This is a genomic window from Shewanella profunda, from assembly GCF_023283765.1.
In the GTDB taxonomy this organism is placed as follows: Bacteria; Pseudomonadota; Gammaproteobacteria; order Enterobacterales; family Shewanellaceae; genus Shewanella; species Shewanella profunda.
In genome coordinates this window covers 85,034-104,445 of record NZ_JAKILG010000010.1, presented here as the reverse complement: position 1 = coordinate 104,445, position 19,412 = coordinate 85,034, and the positions used below count along the sequence as shown (strand labels likewise).

The window sequence follows — 19,412 nt, the reverse complement described above, 5'->3', positions numbered from 1 at the left end:
TAGTAGCTAGCCGCCGTCTATATTAATGATATGGACGGCTTGCATACACCATGAAACCTCAAAAAACAGCCACAAAAAAAGCGCCATAAAGGCGCTTTTTGCTTCAGTTACGACAATTAAGCGTAAACGAAGTCAACATGTTCGATAATAGGCTTGAACACGTGGCGTTGCATAGCTTGTGCACGAACACCAACTTCTTTACCATCTAAAACGATAGTAACTACAGAAGTGTAAAAGTCTTCGTTAGCTTGAACGTTAATGATGTCTTTGTGCTCAAAAACAATAGAAACTGGCTCTTTGCCTTGGCCATAAATAACAGCAGGAACTTTACCAGCATGGCGTAGGCGGCGGCTCGAACCTTTCCCTATTTCAGTGCGGGTTTGTGCTTGAATAGTGTAAGACATGTGTTTCTCACTTAAATATTAGAGTAAAAGTTGCCATCATTTTCGACCAATGATGGCTCATATAAAGCGCGCGAATACTAACACAGTAGCCCAGCATCTACAAGAACGGCATAACTCAAACAGTATGCAAAGATATAAAGCATGGTTGTAAATAACAAAGATAATTTGCTGAATTGGGAAACTTGTATCTTGGCTGTTACGAGGGGGAAAAGGCCTTGATCTCAAACGAAAAACACGAGATCTAGATCACGTTTGCTTCGGATCAAGCCTGATAAGCTCGGGCAAATTTTGATAACTGATGTGTTCTAACATGCGTCACGCGCTGTATTTATTGCAACAAGAAAATCGACTTTCATGCCAATTAGCCCGTGAACTCGTGTCTCTTATCGAAACCGTTCCTTACCAGCAAAATACACTCGAATTAAAACTGCTAGAACTATTAGCCTGCACTCAACAAAAAAACCGTAGTTTAATTCAATTGATGCAAACAGGTGTATCAACCGAAGTCGAATGCCAAAGGCAACGACAGTTTCAATTTTCGCAGCGTTTAAGCCAACTGATCAGTGACTGGCAACAACATCGAGAAATGAATAAGCTGGGTCAAGAATTTATGCCACTTCTAAGGTATTATCTGTGCGAATCACAATCCTTGGAATACGCGTTTTACGAGCAGATCCTCCAACAAATTAGCCAGACTACCAGCGTCTCACTGGACCACAATCAACGTGCACAAAACCAGACTTAGGATAGTAACCCACACCACCTAATTTTAATGAAAGTGCCGCATCTCTTAAGGTTTTCAAATTCACACTAGGGATGGCAATATCCATCGCCATTCCCTGCATATGATAACTTTTCTTAGCCACCCCACCACTTTTACTTGCGAGCATACCGTTGGTCTTGGGTGATCGGTAGCCTGAAATCACGTGGATTTCATCATCTACACTTAGGGTAGTTTTCAATGAGTAAAGCAAATCAAATAAACGTTTATCCATTGGCGCCGCAATATTTTGGCGATGATCCCGCAATAACTGGCTAAAATCGGCTAAAACCTCACTTTGGTAATGCCCATCGACCCAATAACTACCGTCGTTACGCTCACCCGTGTGCCGATTATAGAGACTTAACTCGCGGATCCCTTTGGTCGAACGACTCGCAACCGCTTTGGAAGGGAGTAATGAACATAATGCCACGCCACCTAGGCCTAACAACAACTGCCTACGGGCAGGACAAGTCAAAGTCACATCATCACCATTTGTTCGATTTTTGCACATTAAAGAGGCAAATTATACTGAATTAGCACTGGGATCAAGTATCAAACTCGATCTCAACACTCAGATTTACAAATAATTAAAAAGTTCAAACTGTTAAGGAGTGTTAAAAATTGGGCTTGCAACAGCGTTTGTAAACTCAGTCTCCAGATGGTAGACATCATTACGATAATGGGCTTGCCCTTGATCATCAAGCCATGCAGTCCAATAAACGAGATGTACGGGTAATTTTTCAGTCAGTGCAAACCACTGTGGATATGTCACATTTGGGGCGAGTCTATCCCATAAGCCTTTATCTTTAACAAGATTACGTTTAAACCACTGTGCTAGCTCATTGACCTTTTCAATACGAATACAGCCCGATGACAATGCCCTATTCTCTCTTTTAAAAAGAGCTGGCTCAGAAGTGCCATGTAAATAGACGCTAAAACTATTATCAAAATGAAACTTATACTTACCTAATGCATTTCTAGGACCTGGGCGCTGCACTAATTGGTAAGGAAAACGGGAAGATGCAAGCTCTTGCCATTCTTCGGGTGTATGTAAGATTAATTGGCCATTATAGTCATAAACATCAAATTCACGGTCCTGTAGATAATAACCGTCTTTACGAATATGAGGCAAAATATCCCGCCGTAAAATACTGCTAGGTACACGCCAACTGGGATTAAGGACAATACTGGATATTTGACTATCCAGTATCGGTGTTTGCCTTGAGGACTTACCCACAATGACCTTAGAGGTTAAAACAGTTTGCCCCTGCTCGACGAGTTTCATCTCAAAAGCTGGCACATTAATTAAAAGGTAACTGGGTGTTAATTTTCGGCTAAACACTCTCTGCCTTAATTCATTTTTCGCTAGTAATACAGCACGTTGACTGGGTGACTGATTTAACCAATACAAGGTTTGTTTACCAATCACCCCATCGGTTTGTAAACCATGGCGAAGTTGAAAACGCTTAATACCAAGCATCAACTCATCGGTATAGGTTTGTTCAACATTAGGTTCTATTGGCATATCCCCTAATAACCAAAGACGTTTGGCAATAGTGTTCACAGTGGGATGAGTTTGTCCAAGGGTGAGTTTCTCTTCTAGAACTAAGGTTTCCCAAGAAAATTGGGTTTCAAGTTGTATAAGTTGGCTGATCTTCTTAAGCACTGCCTGATAATGGATATCACTAATCGGATCGGCGTTTGCGTTGTTTGCAACTACAGCATCACAACCCGATAAGTCTGACATATGCTGCCAATACGCCGTCACCTGCCCCTGCATACGAGCCATCTCATCGGGTTGAAGTATTTCAGTTTTAGCCCGTGATAAAGTCTGATAATTAACACCAAATAAGGGGTTTACGCCCGCGAGATCTAATAAAAGGGTTTGCTCTACGAGGAAGGGATATTGCTGAAAGGAATTAACATTGATGCGACTATCAAGGGGTGATGTAGCCCTAAGAGTATTGCTTACGAGCACACCTAAAAATAACAAGCTGTAAACGACAATCTTAAATCGTCTCTGCCCATGCTTGTTAAACCAAGATCGCTTTGCAGGCGCCATACACTTCTCCCTGTTCATGCTGCGTAAAGTCTCAATCGTCCTCACCACTGCTTAAACTATTTCACGTAAACACATTTATTGCTAGTGCACGTAACATTTATATAAAAGTATATTTTTTTAGTTTCAATGTATTACGACATATTGATAGTCGATATTGCAACGCCGGTCCCTATTGTTCAACAGACACAAGGAGCATGATCGATATGAGTCCAAGCTATTAGTCAAATTGAAAACATCAGATACAAAAAAGCCCCGACTTATGTCGAGGCTCTATGCTTAATGGTACCCGAGGCCAGACTGCAGCTTGTATCAAAAATGGCACGCAGGCCTGCCATTCAAGGCTGGCAGCAAACACATCAAACATAAGAACATCAGATGCAAAAAAGCCCCGACTTATGTCGAGGCTCTATGCTTAATGGTACTCGAGGCCAGACTGCAGCTTGTATCAAAAATGGCACGCAGGCGTGCCATTCAAGGCTGGCAGCAAACACATCAAACATAAGATGCAAAAAAGCCCCAACTATCGTTGAGGCTTGATGCTATTCATACAGAATAATGGTACCCGAGGCCAGACTTGAACTGGCACGCTGTTACCAGCGAGGGATTTTAAATCCCTTGTGTCTACCGATTCCACCACTCGGGCAAAACTCTTTATATTAACGACGGTGGTTATGTCATCAATATTTTATTCTATGGAGGCGCGACCCGGAGTCGAACCGAGATCGACGGATTTGCAATCCGCAGCATAGCCATTCTGCCATCGCGCCAAATACCAAATTATCAAAAAATTTGGAGCGACATATCGGGTTCGAACCGATGACCTATACCTTGGCAAGGTATCGCTCTACCAACTGAGCTAATGTCGCATTTACATTCTTAAACTTAAAGTGCAAGCTTCAAGGATTGAATTTAACACCCTTTCCCTGACTGCGGATTGGCATTCTACCGATTTAGACCTCAGAGTCAATCAACAATTTTGAAATACTGCGCAGAGCCACATCGTTTGCCCAATATTCAGCCATAAGCTGATCGGTTGATGTCTCAGTACTCAATTTTGTATTGTGGGCAAAGGATAAAATGTTAAATGTTGGACGATATTCAGGGTGTAAAGCAAAAGCGCCCTATTCGGGCGCTTACACTTAATCTCTGCGCATCACTTGCTTTGCACATCATCGGTGACAAAGCATTGAGCACTGACTTAAACAACAGTTAGGCAGGTAACGACAGCGTCGTTAAACCTAACATAGTCTGCATCACACCAACGACTTGGCAGCTATAGCCAAATTCGTTGTCATACCATACGTATAGAATGGCACGCTTACCTTCTGCAATCGTTGCTTGGGAGTCAACTACACCCGCATAACGTGAACCTACCAAATCGCTCGATACAATTTCAGTTGAATCGGTGTAATCGATTTGATTTTGCAGTGGAGACTGCAGCGCTATATCCTTTAAGTATTCATTTAGCTCGTCTTTATTGGTTTCAGCATTCAAATTCATGCTGATAATAGCCATAGAGACGTTAGGCGTTGGCACTCGAATCGCGTTACCGGTTAACTTGCCTGCTAACGCAGGTAACGCTTTGGCGACGGCTTTCGCTGCGCCAGTTTCAGTGATCACCATATTTAATGGAGCACTACGGCCACGACGGTCAGCGGTATGATAATTATCAATCAAATTTTGATCGTTGGTATAAGAGTGAATTGTCTCAACATGACCATTCTCGATACCATATTTATCATTCACGGCTTTCAGGACAGGCGTAATAGCGTTTGTAGTACAGCTCGCAGCAGAGACGATAATATCATCTGCAGTGATATCACCTTCGTTTACACCATAAACAATATTTTTAATCGCACCTTTCGCAGGTGCAGTTAACAATACTTTGCTCGCACCAGGGCTCTTAAGGTGTAAACCTAAGCCAGCTTCATCTTTCCAAATCCCGGTATTATCGACAACTAATGCATCATTAATGTCGTACTTAGTGTAATCCACTTCATCGGGTGAATTAGCATAAATCACTTGGATATAGGTGCCATTGGCGATGATCGCATTGTTTTCTTCATCAACTTCAACTGAACCATTGAATGGCCCATGGACTGAGTCACGGCGCAGCAGACTAGCACGCTTCTCTAAATCACCTTTCTTACCGCCACGCAGCACAATAGCGCGTAATCTTAACTTATTGCTGCGGCCTGTGCGTTCAATCAGCAAGCGTGCCAATAAGCGACCGATACGGCCAAAACCATAGAGCACGACATCGCGCGGTGCGACATCATCGGCATGATCGATAGCATCAGCCAACTCTTTTGCCATATAACTTTCAATTTCATTGGTATCAGTATGATCACGCCAGTAATTAACGGCTAATTTACCAATATCCACTTTGCATTGTTTGACGGCGAGTTTGCTTAATGCTTGAACGAAGGGAAAACTCTCGCGTAAACGTAATTTTTCACCGACATGACGACGAACTAAACGGTGCGCTTTAATGATTTCAATAGTAGAAGCATTGAGTAACGGCTTACCATAGACCACAACTTCAACGCCTTGGTTACGGTACAGCTTACCTAACAAAGGCTGCATAGCCTCTGCCATTTCAAAACGTTCTTGCCAACTTTGTAGGTGTTTATCAGCGCTCATTTATAGATCCTTTATCTCACTTTTCAATAAAATATACTGAAAGGTTTGAGTAACATGACGAAAAGACCAATAATCTTATGTGGGTTTTAGGAAAAACCCTGTTTTGGTCGGCGCCATTGTAATGAAAAGCGTGCTTTCTTGCCAGTAAGATATTTTCTATAAATCTGTAATTTTATTAGAAAATTTGCCATTTGGAGGGTGTTTTGCGTCGAAATCTAGTAATAATTACATCATTTACGCTTGGGATGAGCTTTTTTGGTCTTTTCGGTTGCGATAATGGCCGAAATATTGCAATTATTTGTAAAAATAATCCTGAAATTTGCGCCGATTTGCATAAGGATAGTTGGTGTTTAGCTGAAAAAACACAGCTCATCCGGAACCGTTACAATTTAAAAGACACGACTAATCCCACGGGCAAACAGCTATTTTTACAACTCACCTATCTTGAAGACTACAGCCGTTGTATTGAGCTGGCCGCAGGTGTACAGCATATCATCCATACTAGTCGCACCGCAGATAGGGCAAGAGCCTTTAGGTTAAGTACCGAAAATTTAAATCTACTTCAAGAACAAACACGTGAACGGCAAGATCCTTTTATGTCTTACTACCAATGGACTCGCTTTGCGGATACCGCAGCATTACATCGACTATTAGATCAAGAAAATGCCGGTGACGTTAGCGATCCATTTTTACTCGCACAAGTGGCTACTTACTACAGCAATCGAAATGCCATTAAAGCGCAACAGCTGTATCTTAAAGTGTTCTCAGAAATTCAATACGATGATTTTGATGCTGATTGGTTATTGGGCCTAGCATCGGCTTTTCGCCACGAACAGCAGTTTGATAAGACTTACATGTTAACTAAGGCAAATTTACTTCTCACACAGCAGAAATATTCTGAGGATAAGATGCTCGCCTTGCTGGGTAACAACAAAATTTTGGCAGCAAAACTTGATAAATATGCTCAAACGCTCATTGATGCATTAAAAAATGGCAACTACTCCACAAGCTCTGTGCGAAAGTGGCTCGAACCAGAGTCGATAGCCTCGCCAACAGAAACCATGGCCGAGGAGCCAGTGCCGGAAAAATAGCACTAAAATGGGATCGGCAAAATGTTTGCCATCTTGTAATTTTTCATCCAATTATGGTACTAAAAATGATGATTCCGCGAGCGATGTAAAAAAATCACCTAAATTGTTAACCGAATCCTAGGTAAAATGCCGATTTAGCTTGACGATAGCTGTCAGTTTGGTAATTTTACTACCAGTTGAATTTTATAATCACCAGAGGGATATGAGATGACTATCCGTGTAGCAATAAATGGTTATGGCCGTATCGGTAGAAACGTATTACGCGCCTTGTACGAAAGCGAAAAAGCTTATCCAATCGAAATTGTCGCCATTAACGATCTAGGCGACGCTTCAATTAACGCTCACCTGACGAAATACGATTCAGTTCATGGTCGCTTCAATGCGAAAGTTGACCATGATGCCGAAGCAATTTACGTCAATGGCGATAAGATCTTGACCTTCCAAGAACGTGATCCATCAAAACTGCCTTGGGCTGACTTGCAAGTTGACGTGGTTTTTGAATGTACTGGTATCTTCACTTCAAAAGAAACCGTGCAACCACATTTAACTGCTGGCGCAAAGAAAGTCATTATTTCTGCCCCAGGTAAAAACGTGGATGCTACTGTCGTTTACGGTGTGAACAACAACGTATTGACGTCAGATATGACTGTGATTTCAAATGCTTCTTGCACTACTAACTGTTTAGCGCCTTTCGCTAAGCCGTTAAATGACGAGATTGGTATTGAGTCAGGTTTGATGACCACAATTCACGCTTACACCAACGATCAACGTTTATCTGACGTGTATCATACAGATTTACGTCGTGCCCGTGCTGCAGCACTGTCGATGATCCCAACTAAAACGGGTGCAGCTGCTGCGGTAGGTTTAGTTGTTCCTGAATTACAAGGTAAATTCGACGGTTTAGCAGTTCGTGTTCCAACCGTTAACGTATCACTCGTGGATTTATCTTTCATCGCGGCTCGCGATACTACGGTCGAAGAAGTGAATGCTATTATCGAACGTGCTGCCAGCGTTGCGCCATTGAGCGAAGTGTTAGCGGTAAACAAAGAGCCATTAGTGTCTATCGACTTTAACCACAATCCGTTCTCTTCAAACTTTGACGCCACTCAAACCCGTGTGAAGGGCCGTCTAGTGAAAGTGATGTCTTGGTATGATAACGAGTGGGGCTTTAGTAACCGTATGTTAGATAACGCGGTTGCACTGATGAATGCCAAGTAATTGAATGCGAAATAATCTAGTTTCTAGATAACGCATTACTCAATCAAGCCTCGCATTAGCGAGGCTTTTTATTGTCTTGTATTCGAGAGTTAATGACTGAAAGAAAAAATCCCCGTCATACATAATGACGAGGATCCTATTTCACGCTAGGGGAAATCTTAAGCGTTGCCCTTCACTTTCATATTCAGTGTCTTGGCAAAATCCAGCATACGTGTCAGCGGAATAAGCGCTTTAACTCTTAAGTCTTCATCCACAAAAATCTCATGGGTGGTTTTATCGCTGTCGCTAAGTGACGCTTCAATTGCCTGCAAACCGTTCATCGCCATCCAAGGACAGTGGGCGCAGCTCTTACAGGTTGCGCCATTTCCGCCCGTTGGCGCTTCGATTAAGATTTTACCTGGTGCTGCCTGCTGCATCTTATAGAAAATGCCGCGATCGGTCGCCACAATAAAACGCTCATTTGGCATAGTCTGCGCCGCTTTAATAAGTTGACTGGTAGAGCCAACGGCATCGGCCATAGCCACCACACTGGCGGGCGATTCAGGATGCACTAAAATAGCCGCATCGGGGTAAACGCGTTTTAAATCACGCAGTGCATTGGATTTAAACTCATCGTGAACGATACAATCGCCCTGCCACATCAGCATGTCGGCGCCCGTCTGTTTGGCAATATAGCTACCTAAATGACGATCCGGCCCCCAAATGATCTTTTTACCTTCGCTGTCTAGATGCTCAACGATTTCAAGGGCAATACTTGAGGTCACCACCCAATCGGCGCGCGCTTTAACTGCCGCAGAGGTATTAGCGTAAACCACCACAGTATGATCTGGGTGCGCATCGCAAAAAGCACTGAACTTATCGATGGGGCAACCTAAGTCCAATGAACACGTGGCTTCTAAGGTCGGCATTAAAATGGTTTTTTCTGGGCTTAAAATCTTGGCGGTTTCGCCCATAAATTTGACCCCAGCAACGATTAAGGTTTTTGCGCTGTGATCACGGCCAAAACGCGCCATCTCTAAGGAATCTGAAACGCAGCCGCCCGTTTCTTCGGCAAGGGCTTGGATTTCAGGATCGGTATAATAGTGGGCAACCAGAACGGCATCTTTTTCAATGAGCAGTTGTGTGATCCGCACCTTGTAATCGGCTTTTTGCGCATCGGACAAAGGCACTGGCTTAGGCGGAAACGGGTAATCAATGGTTTCTATTGTTGGAGCAAATGGGCTGGGGGCAAACTGACTCATAACACATCCATCAGGATAACTACGTTCGGGAATTATACGTAATCGGGATCAAAAGATTAACCCATTTGTGCAATGCAGATAAAAAAGGACGCTTTTAGCGTCCTTTTAGTGTCAGTTATTCGTGCCAGCGCCTTAGCGCATCGCTAATAACATCTCTTGCGGCTGCTCAAGATACTGTTTCCACAAATTACAGAAGCGGGCAATCGTGCCACCATCGATAACTCTATGGTCGCCAGACCAGCTCACTTGCATGATTTGGCGGGCTTCGACTTCCCCTTTCGCGTTAAAGCGCGGCAAGGTTTGCAACTTACCTAAGGCCACAATCGCCACCTCAGGTTTGTTGATAATGGGCGTTGCCACTGTGCCACCTAAGGCGCCAATGTTAGAAATAGAAATCGTGCCGTCTTTCAGATCCGCTGGCGCCACGCGGCCACTGCGGGCAGCTTGGGTCAGACGGGTGATTTCTGCCGCAATTTCTAAAATGCTCTTGTCCTGCACATCTTTAATGTTTGGCACTAATAGACCGACTTTAGAATCTACCGCCATGCCGATATTGTGCCGCGCCTTGTAGGTCAGCTCAGTACAATCGGCATTCACTTGGCTATTCATCACAGGGAATTGACCTATAGCCAGCGACATAGACTTCATGAAGAAAGGCATCATGGTCAGCTTTACTTCGTCAGTGGAATACTTAGCCTTCATACTTTCACGCAGCGCGACTAAGTCTGTTAAATCAAACTCTTCGCAATAGGTAAAGTGCGGAATGCTCGATACCGATTCCACCATCATACGTGCCATCACAGCTTTTACGCCGCGAATAGGCTCAACCGTATCGGCGCGTTGAGTCGCAGCAGATGTCGAGACTTGAGCCAGAGATGTTTGAGCTTGAGTCGCTTGAACCTGAGTCGCACTTGGGGCCGCAGAAATAACACTATTAGCACCCTGTTGTTGGAAGCGAGTGATATCTTCCTTGTAAACACGGCCGTGTTTGCCTGTGCCGGAAACTCGGCTCAGATCGATATCTAAGGACCGCGCCATACGGCGAACTGCGGGGCTGGCTAAGGCTTTGCCTTGGCGAGCGGGTTCAGAACTCACTGCCTGCGCTGCGGGTGCCGCACTTGCCACAGTATCAGTATTTGTCGTTGCTGCAGATGCCGTCTGTTCAACTTCAATGGCATATAAAGGCGCATGCACTTTAGCCAGTTGACCTTTGCGATAATGCAGTTTGGCAATTTTACCCGCTTTTATGGCAGGAATTTGCACCAGTGCTTTATCTGTCATCACGTCGGCAATCGGTTGATCTTCCTCAACCCTATCACCTTCGCTCACTAACCATTCGACTAGCTCACATTCAACAATGCCTTCGCCGATATCAGGTAGTAAGAATTCTTCAATGCTAACGGATGAATGAGATAACGTATTAGCGTTTGTCGTCGCAAGGGTCTCTGATGCAATAGGCTCAGCAATCTTTGCAGCAGGTTTAGCCACTACAGACTCTTCGTCAATAATTTCAACGGCACCTTCAATTTGTACGGCATAAAGCGGCGCATGCACTTTAGCAATATCGCCCTTAGCGTAGTAAAGCTTAGTGACCACACCCGCAAAAGGCGCTGGGATTTGCACGAGTGCTTTGTCTGTCATGACATCGGCAATCGGTTGATCTTCAACGACGGTGTCGCCTTCTTTGACCAGCCACTCAACCAACTCACATTCCACCACACCTTCGCCAATATCCGGCAAAATAAAATCTTTAATCATACCGGACTCCTAGAAGGTCACTGATGCTTTGATGGCTTCAAAGGTTTTGAGCGCATCTGGCATATATTCTTTTTCATGAATGAGTGGGTACGGAGTATCTAAACCACAAACGCGGCTGATGGGCGACTCTAGGTACAAGAAACATTCTTGCTGAATCGTCGCGGCAATTTCACCAGCAAAACCACCCGTTAATGGCGCTTCATGATTGACCAGCAAACGTCCCGTCTTTTTGACGGAATCGGCAACTGTATTTATATCCCAGGGTGACAAGGTGCGTAAATCGATAATTTCGCAGGAGATCCCTTCTTTAGCGGCCATGTCGGCGGCTTTTTCAAGGATTTCCATTTGCGCGCCCCACGCCACTAAGGTGATATCTTTACCTTCGCGAACCACTTCAGCCTTGCCCAGTTCGATTTCATAATCGCCCGCGGGCACTTCGCCAACCGATGCGCGATATAAACGCTTAGGCTCGAAGAATATCACCGGGTTTTTGTCACGGATTGACGCCAACAGCAGGCCTTTCGCTTGCTGTGGATTACGTGGCACCACCACTTTCAACCCTGGCGTCTGGGTAAAATAGGCTTCGGGTGATTGCGAGTGATAATGGCCGCCAGCGATGCCGCCGCCATAGGGCGTACGGAACACTAAACCACCGACATCGAATTCATTACCGCTGCGGTAGCGGAACTTAGCCGACTCGTTGACGATTTGATCGAACGCCGGAAAGATATAATCGGCGAATTGGATTTCAGCCACGGCAGTCATGCCATTTGAGGCTAACCCATTGGCAAAACCAGCAATACCTTGCTCTGTCAGCGGGGTATTAAAGCAGCGAGCGCGACCAAATTTTTCTTGAAGACCGGAAGTGGCGCGAAATACCCCGCCAAAGTGGCCCACATCTTCACCAAAAACCACCATGCGTTCATCGGCTTGCATGGCAATCGACAAGGCCTCATTGACGGCCTGTAACATATTCATTTCTGCCACGGCTTATAGTCTCCCTGCACTTTTTGGATAGGCTTGCGGATATTTTTTGATATGTTCTTTAAGATCGCTGAGTTGCTTTTTCAGCACAGGCGTCGGCTTGTCGTACACATCTTCAATAATTTCATCCAGCATAGGGACTGGCAGTTTTTCAGCCACTTTTACCGCTGCTAATACTTCTTCACGATATTTCTCATGCAGTTTCACGTCATCTGCTTCGGCTAACCAACCTTTGTTGATAAGCCATAACTTAAAGCGTTTAACGGGGTCGTGTTGCTGCCACTTGGCTTCTTCATCTTTCGAGCGATAGCCAGAGGGATCGTCTGATGATGAATGTGCACCAAGCCGATAAGTCATGGCTTCAATCAGCACAGGCGCATTATGCTCAATCGCATAGGCACGAGCTTGCTGGGTTGCAGCCAGCACGGCCAACATATCATTACCATCAACACGAATAGTGTGCATGCCATAACCGACACCGCGACTGGCGATACCGTTACCGGCAAACTGTTCTTCGGTGGGTGTTGAAATGGCGTAGCCATTGTTACGGCAGAAGAAAATCACTGGGCATTTCAGTACCGCAGCCATATTTAGACCGGCATGGAAATCCCCTTCCGATGCAGCGCCTTCGCCAAAATAGCAGACGGCGACCTTGCGCTTACCTTGCATTTTTAAACTGTAACCCACACCTGTCGCCTGCGGGATTTGCGTGGCTAACGGTGAAGAAATCGTTTGATAGTGTAATGCCGCACTGCCGTAGTGAATTGGCATTTGGCGACCTTTACCGAGATCTTTCTCGTTACTGAACATCTGATTCATAAACTGTTCAGTGGTAAAGCCGCGATAACGCAGTGCCGCATGCTCGCGATATTGCGCAAGGATAACGTCTTCTTGATCGAGTGCGGCCACACTGCCGACAATCGCCGCTTCTTCACCCGTACAGGTCATGTAGAAGCTGATGCGCCCTTGACGCTGGGCGCCGAGCATACGTTCATCAAGCACCCGAGTGAACACACAGGTATCGTAAATTTTAGTGGCTAAGGTTTCATCTATCGCAGGCAAAACCGCGGTTTCATAGGTAGTGCCGTCGGCTTGTAGAATTCGAAGGATAGGAATGTGTAGCGATGCCTTATCCAAGAAGCCGACACGGTGCACTGTATCAGTGTTGAGTGTTGCTTTGCTCATATTGTGCTCTTGTTATCTCATTACGCATCAAAGCGTTTTGATGCGTCTGTTTATACGAATATGTCGACGAACATTACGTTAACGTAAACTACCTATCAACCATTGGTATAGCTCAAACGACAAGTTATCCCTGACTCACATGTATATATTGCTTTACAAGCCTAATGCACGTCCGCATTCACCGCAGGGATCAGGCAAATCACAGTGCGATTGCCAATAGGCACTTTGGCATTGGGAAACACGACAGACTCAAATTCCTGTTCCACTTTAATTTCTTGCCCACCTTCCCGCGCTAAGACAAAGCCTTTTGGGAAAGATCTGAAGTTTTCGACATCGGTAGCGAAGGTAAATTCAAAATCATCGAAATGTTTATTGATGACTCGACAGACCTGATACAAGTTAACCTTATTGGCATCAAATGCATCCAACTCCAACGGCTTAGCGGTGATCAAGCGCATAAACATTTCATGGGTGGCGATAAAACGCGTCATGTCGTTTTGCCCCATGGGATACACTTTGCCAAGCTCAATGGTAAAGGCATCGGCGCCGTAGCGTTCGGAGGAAAAATAGCTAAAGGTCGTGGTCGGTTCGTGGTGGAACAATACGGTATCTATGCCACTTGCGGCTAAAAACATGATTTGCTCGCCGCTAAAGGCGCGCCCTGGGCGATAGGGATAGATAGCAAACTTTTCATGCTTCGAGGCCCGCATCGCCGTGTGCAGATCATAATGAATGCGCTGACGTCCATCGGCAGCCGCGGTAAAAAATCTGTCCACATAGACTTCGAGTTTTTTCGCGCGTAATCGTTCAGGATTGACTAATCCCGGCGGATTTGAATGTTCACCACTAAACAGACGATTCATATTCTCGTCGATAATCCGCGTGCCATTATTAATAGCTAATGGGTTACCAATAAGGAATAAAGTACGCTGTTTGGCAATATGCTTTTGCTCTAAAAGCTGCGTTATTAATGTGTTACAGAGCTCTATCGGGGCAGTTTCGTTACCATGGACACCACAGGAAAGGATAATATCTTTAGCTTTAGCTTGGACAGGTTCAAAAACGATCACCCCAGTATCCCAAACTTCTACTCGGGTATGTTCCCCTAAATTGAAGCTAAACTCATCGCCGAACTGTTCAGGATTGGCTAGGGTCAGCGCTAAAAAATCCTTTGAATCTAACAGAGCTTGTAACACAGAATTCTCCTTATAATGGTGTGTTAAAGGTAAGAGCCAAGCGGTAAATAACCCTACAACACCTGATCACTACTACTCACCTTCAAAAGCGCTTCAATACTAACACAAGTTTTTCACCGATATATCCGACATCTGGTTGAACTACGTAGTTTTTGCGGTAAAAAATAATGGCTACACTTTCGATAGGTTAAACATCACGCGCGGTGACAACAGTATAAAATTTTACTGCCGTACTTGCTTTTAACGCTCAGTTTAATACAATCCTTAGCCATCTAGACTTCTATTGGATTGATTATGGCGTTAGCAACTTTCGGTGCCGGCTGTTTCTGGGGCGTGGAGTATTTTTTTAGGCAAGTGAATGGCGTATTAAATGCCACATGTGGATACATGGGTGGCAATAATGCGGCGACGACCTACGAAGAAGTGAAAAAGGGCAAAACGGGCCACGCTGAAGTGGTTCAAGTGGAATTTGATCCCGCCATTGTTAGTTATGAGGATTTATTGGATGTGTTTTGGAACAATCACAATCCAACCAGTCTGAACATGCAAGGCGGAGATATTGGTACTCAGTATCGTAGTACCATTTTTTTCCATGACCGCGAGCAAAAAGCCATTGCAGAAGCATCAAAATTGGCTTTCGCCCGTTCGGGCCGCTGGGGATTACGTCACATCGTCACTGAGATTGTACCACTGCAACAGTTCCATGTGGCTGAGGAATATCATCAAAACTATATTGATAAGAATAACTTACCGAGTTGTCATATCGAGTACTAAATACGGTCAAATCAGTATTAGATCAACTACTCACAGCTGAATTAGACACAAACAAAAACGCACTCAAATCTGAGTGCGTTTTTATTTTGAGACGTTAGCTAAACCTACTGCTGCATTAAGCGTTCAGCGCCTTATCAATTAATGCCTGCGCATCTTTGATAATCTCAGCCAAATGCTGCTCACTGATAAAGCTCTCGCCGTAGATCTTAAATAACGCTTCAGTGCCCGATGGGCGCGCGGCAAACCAACCATTGGCTGTGGTTACTTTAATGCCACCAATGGCAGCATTATTACCCGGCGCATGGGTGAGTACATTATCGATAGGCTCACCCGCAAGCACAGTGGCGTTTAAGGTGTCGGCATTTAGCAAAGCAAACTTGGCTTTGTTTTCAAGGCTGATTGGGCTATCGATACGCTTATAGAAGCTTTGGCCAAATTGCTTTACTAACTCTTGGTGACGCTGACCAGGGGTTTTACCCGTTACAGCAAGGATTTCAGCCGCGAGTAAACCTAGGATAAAACCGTCTTTATCCGTGCACCAAGTGGTGCCATCACGGCGTAAAAATGCCGCACCAGCACTCTCTTCCCCGCCAAAGGCAATGGTCGCTTCGGCTAAACCATCGACAAACCACTTAAAGCCCACAGGCACTTCGAGTAACTTTTTGCCATGGAAAGCGCAGATCTTATCGATAAGTGCACTCGACACTAAGGTTTTACCTATGGCTAAGGTATCGCTCCAATCCGGTCTGTGCGTCAGTAAATAATCGATGGCGACTGCGAGATAATGGTTAGGATCCATCAAACCCGTACCTGGGCAGACAATGCCGTGACGGTCATAGTCGGGATCGTTACCAAGGCATAAATCATAATTTTCTTTATGGGCCAGTAATCCAGCCATCGCATAGGGTGATGAGCAATCCATCCGGATTTTGCCGTCTTTATCTAGCGGCATAAAACTAAAGCTTGGGTCAACTTTATCGTTCACTAAGGTGATATCCACACCGTAATGTTTGGCAATGTGTGACCAGTAGAAAATACCCGAGCCACCGAGTGGATCAACACCAATACGTAATTTAGCCTTGGCTATCGCCTGCATATCAACGACGCTTTCTAAATCAGCAACATAAGGCGTGATAAAATCAATTGCATGTACATAGCCAGAAGCCAACGCCTCCGCATAACTTAATTTGTTTACACCCACTAACTGCTGGTGCAAATAGTCATTTGCCCGCGATTCAATCCAAGCCGTGATATTGCCTTCAGCCGGACCGCCATGGGGAGGATTGTACTTGATGCCCCCATCCTGTGGCGGGTTGTGTGAGGGCGTGATAATAAGACCATCGCTAAGTGCCGCGCCGTTAAGATTAGCTTCACGATTGGCACAAATCACCGCATGGGAAACCACTGGCGTTGGCGTGAATCCATCGTTTTGCTGAATGTGCACAGTGACTTTATTCGCGGCCAACACTTCAATTGCCGATAAGTAGGCAGCATAGGATAACGCATGGGTATCAATTCCAAGGATCAAAGGTCCATTGATGTTCACCGATTGACGGTAATCCACCACAGCTTGGGTGATCGCCCAGATATGATCTTGGTTAAAGCTAGCATTAAAGGCGCAGCCTCGGTGACCTGAGGTACCAAAAGTCACTCGTTGCTGCACATAATCCACATTGGGTTTTATGCTGTAATAATGGCTCATCAGTTTTGGAATATTCACCAGATCCATCTGACTTGCGATTTGTCCTGCCCGTTGATGTATTGCCACCTGTAGATCTCCTACTAAAATTACAGTTAAAAAATAAAGTTAACGCAGCATTTGCTACGTTTTGAACACCTACACTCGCTCTGCAATACTGGCAGCAATTTCAGCATCACAACCAAACTGCACTAATACTTCAGACAAAATCGCGCGTTTTTTAGCGGTATTGTTGTTAGTAGTCACCCAAAATCCACTCGAGCCAATTTCCTTTGGATTTGCGGAGGCACTGGCTTCGAGCAACTCTTCACGCGAGCGGGCAAAATACAAGCGATCGCGGCCTTGAATGTGCAAAATCTGTGCGAATTGCTTAGGGGTTAACTGATACAAGCTTTCCAGTAAAAATAAGAAACGCCCCACAGCACCCTTTTGTAGCGATAATTTATGCTCATCAACTAATTGATTGAAGTCATTCAGGGATTGTGCCGCAGCTTGTGTAGGAGCGGAGGCATGAAATGGCGTCTCAGGCTGAACCGCATCTAAACTTGGCTCACTAATCGAAAGTGGCAGTGCTGGTTCGACCCTATCGACGGAAAGGCCGAGTAATCGACGGAGAATGTCAGAGGCGCTCTCACCAATACGTTCTGTTTTGCTGGCAATATGACGATAGAGCTCTTCATCCACTTCGATATATTTCATAACCTTTTATCCTTTGTTATTCGATAGGCTTAACCGAAAAAATGTACCACAGACGATCCCAAAGTGAGATCGTTGGGATCGCACTCAGTGTATCTATGTCTATCAATCTGATAAAGCATCATTAATCTAAAATTGTGTAAAATTGCACATCAAGTTATCAGAAGCATAATAATCGCTGAAAAAGCAGCCAAGTTAGCCCTCTCTCAACCGCAAGACTTGTCAACCCCGTCGCATTAGGAGCACAATCCGCGTCACAAAAGCAAACCTCCCACAGGAAAATCCATGAATTATGTTTCCTCAGGTCAAGGGCATGCGGTACTCGCTATCCACGGCCTGTTTGGTAATTTAGATAATCTCAAGGGCTTAGGCCAAGTGCTAGAAAGCAAGCACCAAGTTATTCGTGTTGATGTGCCTAACCATGGTTTAAGTGAACATTGGGATCATATGGATTACCCTCGCCTTGCCCATGCCATGATAGATTTGCTCGATAACCTTGACATCGCTCACGCGCACATCATCGGTCACTCTATGGGCGGAAAAATCGCCATGGCAACGGCATTAGCCTTTCCTGAACGAATTATCAGCATGGTGGCTGCCGATATCGCACCCGTTGCTTATGAGCCAAGACACGATGCTGTATTCGCAGCCTTAGAAAGCTTACCCTTAGAAGGTCATACCGACCGACGCTTTGCCTTAAATCACTTAATCGAGGGTGGCATTGACGAAGCGACGGCGCAATTCTTGTTGAAAAACCTACAGCGTACCGATACAGGATTTTACTGGAAGATGAACTTGGCTGGTTTAAAAGCGAGTTATCCCAATATTATTGGTTGGTATAATCAAGCCACTGAACCTGTTCAGGTTTATCAAGGCCCAAGCCTCTTTATTCGCGGCGGCGACTCGAACTATGTGACTGGCGAGCACAGAAGTGCGATCATGAGTCAATTCCCCGCGGCACAGGCGAAAACTCTCGAAGGATGTGGTCATTGGTTACATGCCCAAAAACCCGCGATTTTTAATCGAATTGTGTCTGAATTTATTGACAAACAATCAATGTAAATCACGGTCAAACTCGGCCTAAAGCAGGTAGCAGCGGCCATCTTGATGTGATATATTCGCGCCTCTTTTGGCCTTAGAAGTATCTAGAGGACTAAGAAAGTATGTTATCTCAGTATATGGAACAAATAGAAACCATCGGCCTGAACTTGTTTTTTGCCTCGATATTCTTCTTTATCGGCATGGCAATCCACGATGTGCTTAAACAAGGCAATGTGCCGAAATTTGGCCGATATATTGTTTGGTTAGTGTTATTTCTCGGCTGTGCCGGGTTTATTGTAAAAGGTATTATCCAGATTACTTGGGAAGGCTCAGGGATCGGTTAAACAACAAGAACATGGCAAAAGAAGCAACAGACAGAACCACCATTGACCTTTTTGCCAATGAGAAGCGCCGGGGCCGACCACGTAGCAATCCTCTGTCCCGTAGCCAGCAGCTTAAGGTCAACAAGCGCAATCAGATCCAGCGCGATAAAGCCAATGGATTAAAGCGAATAGAGTTAAAGGTGTCACAAGATTTGTATGACGCCTTGAATGAGCAGGCATTGGCCAGTAACATCAGCCGTAGCCAGTTAATCGAATTAATTCTTCAGCAACAGCTTGAATGCTGAACGAGTACCAGCAAGATTAACCTAATAAG

The 19,412-nt window shown here is 44.9% G+C and carries 18 protein-coding genes and 3 tRNA genes; 7 read left to right on the top strand and 14 right to left on the bottom strand.

Features of this window, described 5'->3' with window-relative positions:
- Positions 1-116: 116 nt before the first annotated feature.
- The gene (gene rplY / locus L2744_RS07520; RefSeq protein WP_248991329.1) at positions 117-404 is read right to left on the bottom strand and encodes a 50S ribosomal protein L25; all 288 of its coding nucleotides are present in this window, start codon (positions 402-404) and stop codon (positions 117-119) included.
- Between the two features lie 310 nt (positions 405-714).
- Between rplY and L2744_RS07515 the strand changes: the two genes are divergently transcribed.
- The gene (locus L2744_RS07515) at positions 715-1,149 is read left to right on the top strand and encodes a hypothetical protein (protein ID WP_248991328.1); all 435 of its coding nucleotides are present in this window, start codon (positions 715-717) and stop codon (positions 1,147-1,149) included.
- Here L2744_RS07515 and mepK read toward each other — a convergent pair.
- The 6 genes from mepK to L2744_RS07485 form a co-directional block, all read right to left on the bottom strand.
- Complete coding sequence (gene mepK, locus L2744_RS07510; protein ID WP_248991327.1) at positions 1,100-1,648, bottom strand: peptidoglycan L,D-endopeptidase MepK; 549 nt, start codon at positions 1,646-1,648, stop codon at positions 1,100-1,102. The two genes, L2744_RS07515 and mepK, sit on opposite strands and share 50 nt — an antisense overlap.
- Positions 1,649-1,771: 123 nt before the next feature.
- Positions 1,772-3,229: a L,D-transpeptidase family protein gene (locus tag L2744_RS07505; RefSeq protein ID WP_248991326.1), complete on the bottom strand. Its 1,458-nt coding sequence runs from the start codon at positions 3,227-3,229 to the stop codon at positions 1,772-1,774.
- A gap of 556 nt (positions 3,230-3,785) precedes the next feature.
- Positions 3,786-3,872 (bottom strand) — tRNA-Leu (locus tag L2744_RS07500).
- 50 nt (positions 3,873-3,922) lie between these two features.
- Positions 3,923-3,996, bottom strand: a tRNA-Cys gene (locus tag L2744_RS07495).
- A 23-nt stretch (positions 3,997-4,019) separates the two neighbouring features.
- Positions 4,020-4,095: transfer RNA gene (locus L2744_RS07490), tRNA-Gly, on the bottom strand.
- Between the two features lie 343 nt (positions 4,096-4,438).
- Positions 4,439-5,872, bottom strand: a complete 1,434-nt coding sequence (locus L2744_RS07485) for a glyceraldehyde-3-phosphate dehydrogenase (protein ID WP_248991325.1) — start codon at positions 5,870-5,872, stop codon at positions 4,439-4,441.
- A gap of 203 nt (positions 5,873-6,075) precedes the next feature.
- Between L2744_RS07485 and L2744_RS07480 the strand changes: the two genes are divergently transcribed.
- Positions 6,076-6,963: a DUF2989 domain-containing protein gene (locus L2744_RS07480; RefSeq protein ID WP_248991324.1), complete on the top strand. Its 888-nt coding sequence runs from the start codon at positions 6,076-6,078 to the stop codon at positions 6,961-6,963.
- A 207-nt stretch (positions 6,964-7,170) separates the two neighbouring features.
- Entirely contained in the window at positions 7,171-8,181 is a 1,011-nt protein-coding gene (gap, locus tag L2744_RS07475; protein WP_248991323.1) for a type I glyceraldehyde-3-phosphate dehydrogenase, read from the top strand.
- Positions 8,182-8,339: 158 nt separating this feature from the next.
- Here the strand turns inward: gap and nadA are convergent, their stop codons facing one another.
- From nadA to astE, 5 genes are all read right to left on the bottom strand, one after another.
- The gene (gene nadA, locus L2744_RS07470) at positions 8,340-9,422 is read right to left on the bottom strand and encodes a quinolinate synthase NadA (RefSeq protein WP_248991322.1); all 1,083 of its coding nucleotides are present in this window, start codon (positions 9,420-9,422) and stop codon (positions 8,340-8,342) included.
- 132 nt (positions 9,423-9,554) lie between these two features.
- Positions 9,555-11,180 (bottom strand): dihydrolipoyllysine-residue acetyltransferase, encoded by a 1,626-nt coding sequence (locus L2744_RS07465; protein ID WP_248991321.1) that lies wholly within the window; start codon positions 11,178-11,180, stop codon positions 9,555-9,557.
- Positions 11,181-11,189: 9 nt separating this feature from the next.
- Positions 11,190-12,167 (bottom strand): alpha-ketoacid dehydrogenase subunit beta, encoded by a 978-nt coding sequence (locus L2744_RS07460; protein WP_248991320.1) that lies wholly within the window; start codon positions 12,165-12,167, stop codon positions 11,190-11,192.
- 3 nt (positions 12,168-12,170) lie between these two features.
- Positions 12,171-13,349: a thiamine pyrophosphate-dependent dehydrogenase E1 component subunit alpha gene (locus tag L2744_RS07455; protein ID WP_248991319.1), complete on the bottom strand. Its 1,179-nt coding sequence runs from the start codon at positions 13,347-13,349 to the stop codon at positions 12,171-12,173.
- Positions 13,350-13,510: 161 nt separating this feature from the next.
- Positions 13,511-14,545 carry a succinylglutamate desuccinylase gene (astE, locus tag L2744_RS07450; protein WP_248991318.1) on the bottom strand — a complete coding sequence of 345 codons (1,035 nt, stop codon included), beginning with the start codon at positions 14,543-14,545 and terminating at the stop codon, positions 13,511-13,513.
- A 294-nt stretch (positions 14,546-14,839) separates the two neighbouring features.
- Between astE and msrA the strand changes: the two genes are divergently transcribed.
- Complete coding sequence (msrA, locus tag L2744_RS07445; protein WP_248991317.1) at positions 14,840-15,319, top strand: peptide-methionine (S)-S-oxide reductase MsrA; 480 nt, start codon at positions 14,840-14,842, stop codon at positions 15,317-15,319.
- A 115-nt stretch (positions 15,320-15,434) separates the two neighbouring features.
- On the opposite strand, the gene pgm is transcribed toward msrA, so the two are convergent.
- Together pgm and seqA are read right to left on the bottom strand one after the other, a co-directional pair.
- Positions 15,435-17,087 carry a phosphoglucomutase (alpha-D-glucose-1,6-bisphosphate-dependent) gene (gene pgm / locus L2744_RS07440; protein WP_248991316.1) on the bottom strand — a complete coding sequence of 551 codons (1,653 nt, stop codon included), beginning with the start codon at positions 17,085-17,087 and terminating at the stop codon, positions 15,435-15,437.
- Between the two features lie 69 nt (positions 17,088-17,156).
- Entirely contained in the window at positions 17,157-17,717 is a 561-nt protein-coding gene (gene seqA, locus L2744_RS07435) for a replication initiation negative regulator SeqA (protein WP_248991315.1), read from the bottom strand.
- Positions 17,718-17,999: 282 nt separating this feature from the next.
- Here seqA and L2744_RS07430 point away from each other — a divergent pair, with 282 nt between their 5' ends.
- The 3 genes from L2744_RS07430 (at position 18,000) to ybfE (ending at position 19,383) form a co-directional block, all read left to right on the top strand.
- Positions 18,000-18,776, top strand: coding sequence for an alpha/beta fold hydrolase (locus L2744_RS07430; protein ID WP_248991314.1), 777 nt, complete (start codon positions 18,000-18,002; stop codon positions 18,774-18,776).
- Positions 18,777-18,877: 101 nt separating this feature from the next.
- Positions 18,878-19,099: a DUF2788 domain-containing protein gene (locus L2744_RS07425; protein WP_248991313.1), complete on the top strand. Its 222-nt coding sequence runs from the start codon at positions 18,878-18,880 to the stop codon at positions 19,097-19,099.
- Between the two features lie 11 nt (positions 19,100-19,110).
- Entirely contained in the window at positions 19,111-19,383 is a 273-nt protein-coding gene (ybfE, locus tag L2744_RS07420; RefSeq protein ID WP_248991312.1) for a LexA regulated protein, read from the top strand.
- The last annotated feature ends 29 nt before the right edge of the window (positions 19,384-19,412 follow it).